This window comes from Pseudomonas sp. GM84 (assembly GCF_000282535.1).
GTDB lineage: Bacteria > Pseudomonadota > Gammaproteobacteria > Pseudomonadales > Pseudomonadaceae > Aquipseudomonas.
The window spans coordinates 1-4,733 of the sequence record NZ_AKJC01000054.1; the positions used below are offsets into that span (position 1 = coordinate 1).

Below are 4,733 nucleotides of genomic sequence, written 5' to 3' on the forward strand. Positions count from 1 at the left end.
GGCCACTAGACGAAGGGGACGAACCTTCTTACCTTCAAGACCCGGTTGCTGGACCCGGTCTTGCTTGTCAGCCTCGGCTGCCAAGCGGAATTTGGTGGAGCTAAGCGGGATCGAACCGCTGACCTCCTGCATGCCATGCAGGCGCTCTCCCAGCTGAGCTATAGCCCCACAATGTCGCTCTGAACTGAATCACCGGCTGGGTGCCTGGCGTTTCGTTTTCGTTCATCGCTGTGGACGGGGCGCATATTAAGATCGGATTGCAGGGCTGTCAAACGAATTTTTGAAAATATTCAAAAGTTTTTTCCCAGATAACAATCACTTACCGCCCTACCCCGTCTATTCGCGGTGCGCATGGCCCTTGCAGGAGCGGCCTTGCGTCGCGAAAGGGGCGCGAAGCGGCCCCACGATCGATAAGTTTGCACAACCGCTGGGGGGGCGCTTTGCGCCCCTTTCGCGACACAAGGCCGCTCCTACACACGATCAGCGGCGCTGCATCAGGCGATGTTCGCCAGCAGCTTTTCCCATTCCTTGTTTTCTTTCTTCGACACGCCACCCAGCAGGTCCAGCGCCTGGCGCAGGCGGTAGCGGGTCAGGTCGGGGCCGAGGATTTCCATGGCATCGAGCACCGACACCGAGCTGGCCTGGCCGGTGATGGCGGCGAACATCAGCGGCATGGCATCACGCAGCTTCAGCTCCAGCGCTTCGACCACCGCCTGGATGCAGCCGGTAATGCGGTCTTTTTCCCACTGACGCAGGCTTTCCAGTTTCCACAGGATCAATTGCATCACCTGACGCACCTGGTCGGCGGACAGCTTCTTGCTCTCGAACAGCTTGGCGTCGAGCTTCAGCGCACCCTCGAAGAAGAAACCACCCAGCGGGGCGATCTGGCTGAAGGTTTCGACCCGGCCCTGCACGTGCGGGGCGATTTTCATCATGTAGTCGCTGTTGAGCGCCCACTTCTGCACCCGCGCAGCGAATTCTTCAACCGGCAGTTCACGCAGCCACTGGCCGTTCAGCCACGACAGCTTCTCGATGTCGAAGATCGGGCCGCCCAGGGAGATACGCGACAGGTCGAAGTGCTCGACCATTTCGGCCAGGGAGAACTTCTCGCGCTCGTCCGGCATCGACCAGCCCATGCGACCGAGGTAGTTGAGCATTGCCTCGGGCATGAAGCCCATGCGCTCGTAGAAGGTCACCGAGGTCGGGTTCTTGCGCTTGGACAGCTTGCTCTTGTCCGGGTTACGCAGCAGCGGCATGTAGCACAGCTTGGGTTGTTCCCAACCGAAGTACTCGTACAGCTTGATCAGCTTCGGCGCCGAGGGCAGCCATTCTTCGCCGCGCAGCACGTGGGTGATGCCCATCAGGTGGTCGTCGACCACGTTGGCCAGGAAGTACGTCGGCAGGCCGTCGTTCTTCATCAGCACCTGCATGTCCATGCGGTCCCACGGGATCTCGACGTCGCCGCGGAGCATGTCCGGAACCACGCAGATGCCTTCGCTCGGCACCTTCATGCGGATCACATGGGGTTCGCCAGCGGCCAGGCGGCGCTGCACCTCCTCGTCGCTCAGCAGCAGGGCGCGGCCGTCGTAGCGCGGGGTTTCACCACGGGCCATCTGCTCGGCACGCATCTGCTCCAGCTCGTCGGCGGTGCAGAAGCAATAGAAGGCGTGGCCGGCATCGACCAGCTGCTTGGCGTACTTGGCGTAGATCTCGCCACGCTCGCTCTGCCGGTACGGGCCGTGCGGGCCGCCGACATCCGGGCCTTCGTTCCATTCGATGCCGAGCCAGCGCAAGGCGTCGAAGATCTGCTGCTCCGACTCGCGGGTGGAGCGCAGTTGGTCGGTGTCTTCGATACGCAGGATGAACTCACCGCCGTGCTGCTTGGCAAAGCAGTAGTTGAACAGGGCGATGTAAGCAGTGCCAACATGGGGGTCGCCAGTGGGCGATGGCGCGATACGCGTGCGAACGGTGGTCATGGAGAGTCTCGGACGAAAGATGAAACAAAGGCGAGATGTTAGCAGGGAGCGGGCACCCGGCTCCAGCGATGGCGCTAACGACACTTGTGGACTTACCGTCTGTCGCTGTTAAATTTGCTTACATTTCTGGAACGATAGTCCTCATGCCTGCTCAACTCAAACGCCGCCTGCTGGTCTTCTTCAGCCTGGTGGCAATCATCGCCCTCGCCTTCCTCGCCCACTGGTACTTCAAGGGCCGCTTCTTCGAAAGCACCGACAACGCCTACGTCCAGGGCGAGATCACGCGCATTTCCAGCCAGCTCGGCGCTCGCATCGACGAAGTGCGGGTTGACGACAACCAGCATGTCAGCAAGGGCGAGCTATTGGTGCGCCTGGAGGCCGCCGATTTCCAGCTGGCCGTGGACCGCGCCCGCGCTGCCCTGGCCACCCGTGAAGCCGAACAGGTACAGGCGCAAAGCCGCCTGACCCAGCAGGGCAGCCTGATTGCCGCCGGCCAGGCGCAAGTCGCAGCCAACCAGGCGACCTTCGACCGTTCGCGCCTGGACCTCACCCGAGCGGAAAAACTGCGCAAGCCCGGATTTGTATCCGAAGAACGGGTGACCACCCTTTCCGCGGAAAACCATGTGGCCAGTTCTCAGGTCGACAAGGCCCGCGCCGACTTGCAAGGCCAGCGCCAGCAGGTCAACGCCCTCACTGCCGAGCTCAAACGCCTCGATGCGCAGATCGCCAATGCACGCGCCGAACTGGACCAGGCCGAGCTGAACCTGACCCGCTGCGAAATCCGTGCACCGATCAGCGGCACCATCGGCCAGCGCAATGCCCGCAATGGTCAGGTGGTGCAGGCCGGCGCTTACCTGTTGTCAATCGTCCCCGACGAGGCCATCTGGGTGCAGGCGAACTTCAAGGAAACACAGATCGGCCATATGCAACCTGGTCAGCGCGCCGAACTGTTGTTCGACAGCTACCCCGACACCCCGATCGAAGGCCGCGTCAACAGTTTGTTCGCCGCTTCCGGCGCACAGTTCAGCCTGCTGCCGCCCGACAATGCCACCGGCAACTTCACCAAGGTGGTGCAGCGCATTCCGGTGAAGCTGACCTTCGCCGCCGATAACCCGTTGCATGGCCGCATCCGCCCTGGCATGTCGGTGACCGCCACGGTCGACCTGCGCTCCGAAGTCGAAGGCCACTATGGCCGGTGACGCACTCCTGCGGCCCACGGCCGAACCGAGCCGGCGCGACTGGATCGCGGTGATGAGCGTGATGCTCGGCGCCTTCATGGCGGTGCTGGACATCCAGATCACCAACTCGTCGCTCAAGGACATCCAGGGTGCGCTGTCCGCGACCCTGGAGGAAGGTTCGTGGATCTCCACCTCCTACCTGGTAGCGGAGATCATCATGATCCCCCTGACCGCCTGGCTGGTGCAGCTGCTGTCGGCGCGGCGCCTGGCGGTGTGGGTATCGGGCGGGTTCCTGTTCGCCTCGCTGCTCTGCTCGATGGCCTGGAACCTGGAGAGCATGATCGTGTTCCGCGCCCTGCAGGGCTTTACCGGCGGCGCACTGATCCCACTGGCCTTCACCCTGACCTTGATCAAGCTGCCGGAGCACCACCGCGCCAAGGGTATGGCCATGTTCGCCATGACCGCTACCTTCGCCCCGTCGATCGGCCCGACCCTGGGCGGCTGGCTGACCGAAAACTGGGGCTGGGAGTACATTTTCTACATCAACATCCCGCCCGGTCTGTTGATGATCGCCGGCCTGCTCTACGGGCTGGAAAAGAAAGAATCACATTGGGAACTGCTGAAAAGCACCGACTATGCCGGCATCGTCACCTTGGGCCTGGGCCTGGGCTGCCTGCAGGTGTTCCTCGAAGAAGGCCACCGCAAAGACTGGCTGGAGTCGAACCTCATCGTGGGGCTGGGCACGGTGGCCCTGGTCAGCTTGATCACGTTCGTCATCCTGCAGTTTTCCAAGCCGCACCCGCTGATCAACCTGCGCATTCTCGGCAACCGCAACTTCGGCCTGTCGAGCATCGCCAGCCTGGGCATGGGCGTGGGGCTTTACGGGTCGATCTACCTGCTGCCGCTGTACCTGGCCCAGATCCAGGGCTACAACGCCTTGCAGATTGGTGAGGTGATCATGTGGATGGGTGTGCCACAGCTCTTTCTGATCCCGCTGGTGCCACAGTTGATGAAGGTGATTTCACCCAAGCTGCTGTGCGCCTTGGGGTTCTGTCTGTTCGGGGTCGCCAGCTTCGGCTCTGGCGTGCTGAATCCTGATTTTGCCGGGCCGCAGTTCAATCACATCCAGATCGTCCGTGCCCTCGGCCAGCCGATGATCATGGTGACCATCTCGTTGATCGCCACGGCGTACATCCAGCCGCAGGATGCCGGCTCGGCGTCGAGCTTGTTCAACATTCTGCGCAACCTCGGGGGTGCCATCGGCATAGCCTTGCTGGCGACCTTGCTGGATGCGCGGACCAAGGTGTATTTCGACTACCTGCGCGAGGCCGTGGTGCCGAGCAACCCCCAGGTGGCCGAACGGCTGGCGCAGTTGGCGGAACGGCTGGGCAGTGACAATGCGGCATTGGGCAAGTTGAGCGAGATTACCCACCAGCAGGCGCTGATCATGGCGTACAACGATGCCTTCCATTTCGTCGGGATCGGGTTGGCGGTGGGGATGTTGGCGGTGCTGTTGACGCGCAAGCTGCCGGAGGGGTTGAAGGCTGGGGAAGCGCACTAGCCTGTACCGGCCCTATCG

Annotated in this window: 3 protein-coding genes and 1 tRNA gene; 2 read left to right on the forward strand and 2 right to left on the reverse strand. The window is 62.2% G+C overall.

The window, feature by feature from the left end:
* Positions 1-92: 92 nt before the first annotated feature.
* Together PMI38_RS03570 and gltX are read right to left on the reverse strand one after the other, a co-directional pair.
* Positions 93-168, reverse strand: a tRNA-Ala gene (locus PMI38_RS03570).
* A 326-nt stretch (positions 169-494) separates the two neighbouring features.
* A complete protein-coding gene (gene gltX, locus PMI38_RS03575) occupies positions 495-1,976 on the reverse strand; it encodes a glutamate--tRNA ligase (protein WP_008090789.1) in 1,482 nt (493 codons plus the stop codon).
* 143 nt (positions 1,977-2,119) lie between these two features.
* Here gltX and PMI38_RS03580 point away from each other — a divergent pair, with 143 nt between their 5' ends.
* Together PMI38_RS03580 and PMI38_RS03585 are read left to right on the forward strand one after the other, a co-directional pair.
* Positions 2,120-3,175 carry an HlyD family secretion protein gene (locus PMI38_RS03580; protein ID WP_008090791.1) on the forward strand — a complete coding sequence of 352 codons (1,056 nt, stop codon included), beginning with the start codon at positions 2,120-2,122 and terminating at the stop codon, positions 3,173-3,175.
* A 49-nt stretch (positions 3,176-3,224) separates the two neighbouring features.
* Positions 3,225-4,715, forward strand: coding sequence for an MDR family MFS transporter (locus PMI38_RS03585; protein WP_177324896.1), 1,491 nt, complete (start codon positions 3,225-3,227; stop codon positions 4,713-4,715).
* The last annotated feature ends 18 nt before the right edge of the window (positions 4,716-4,733 follow it).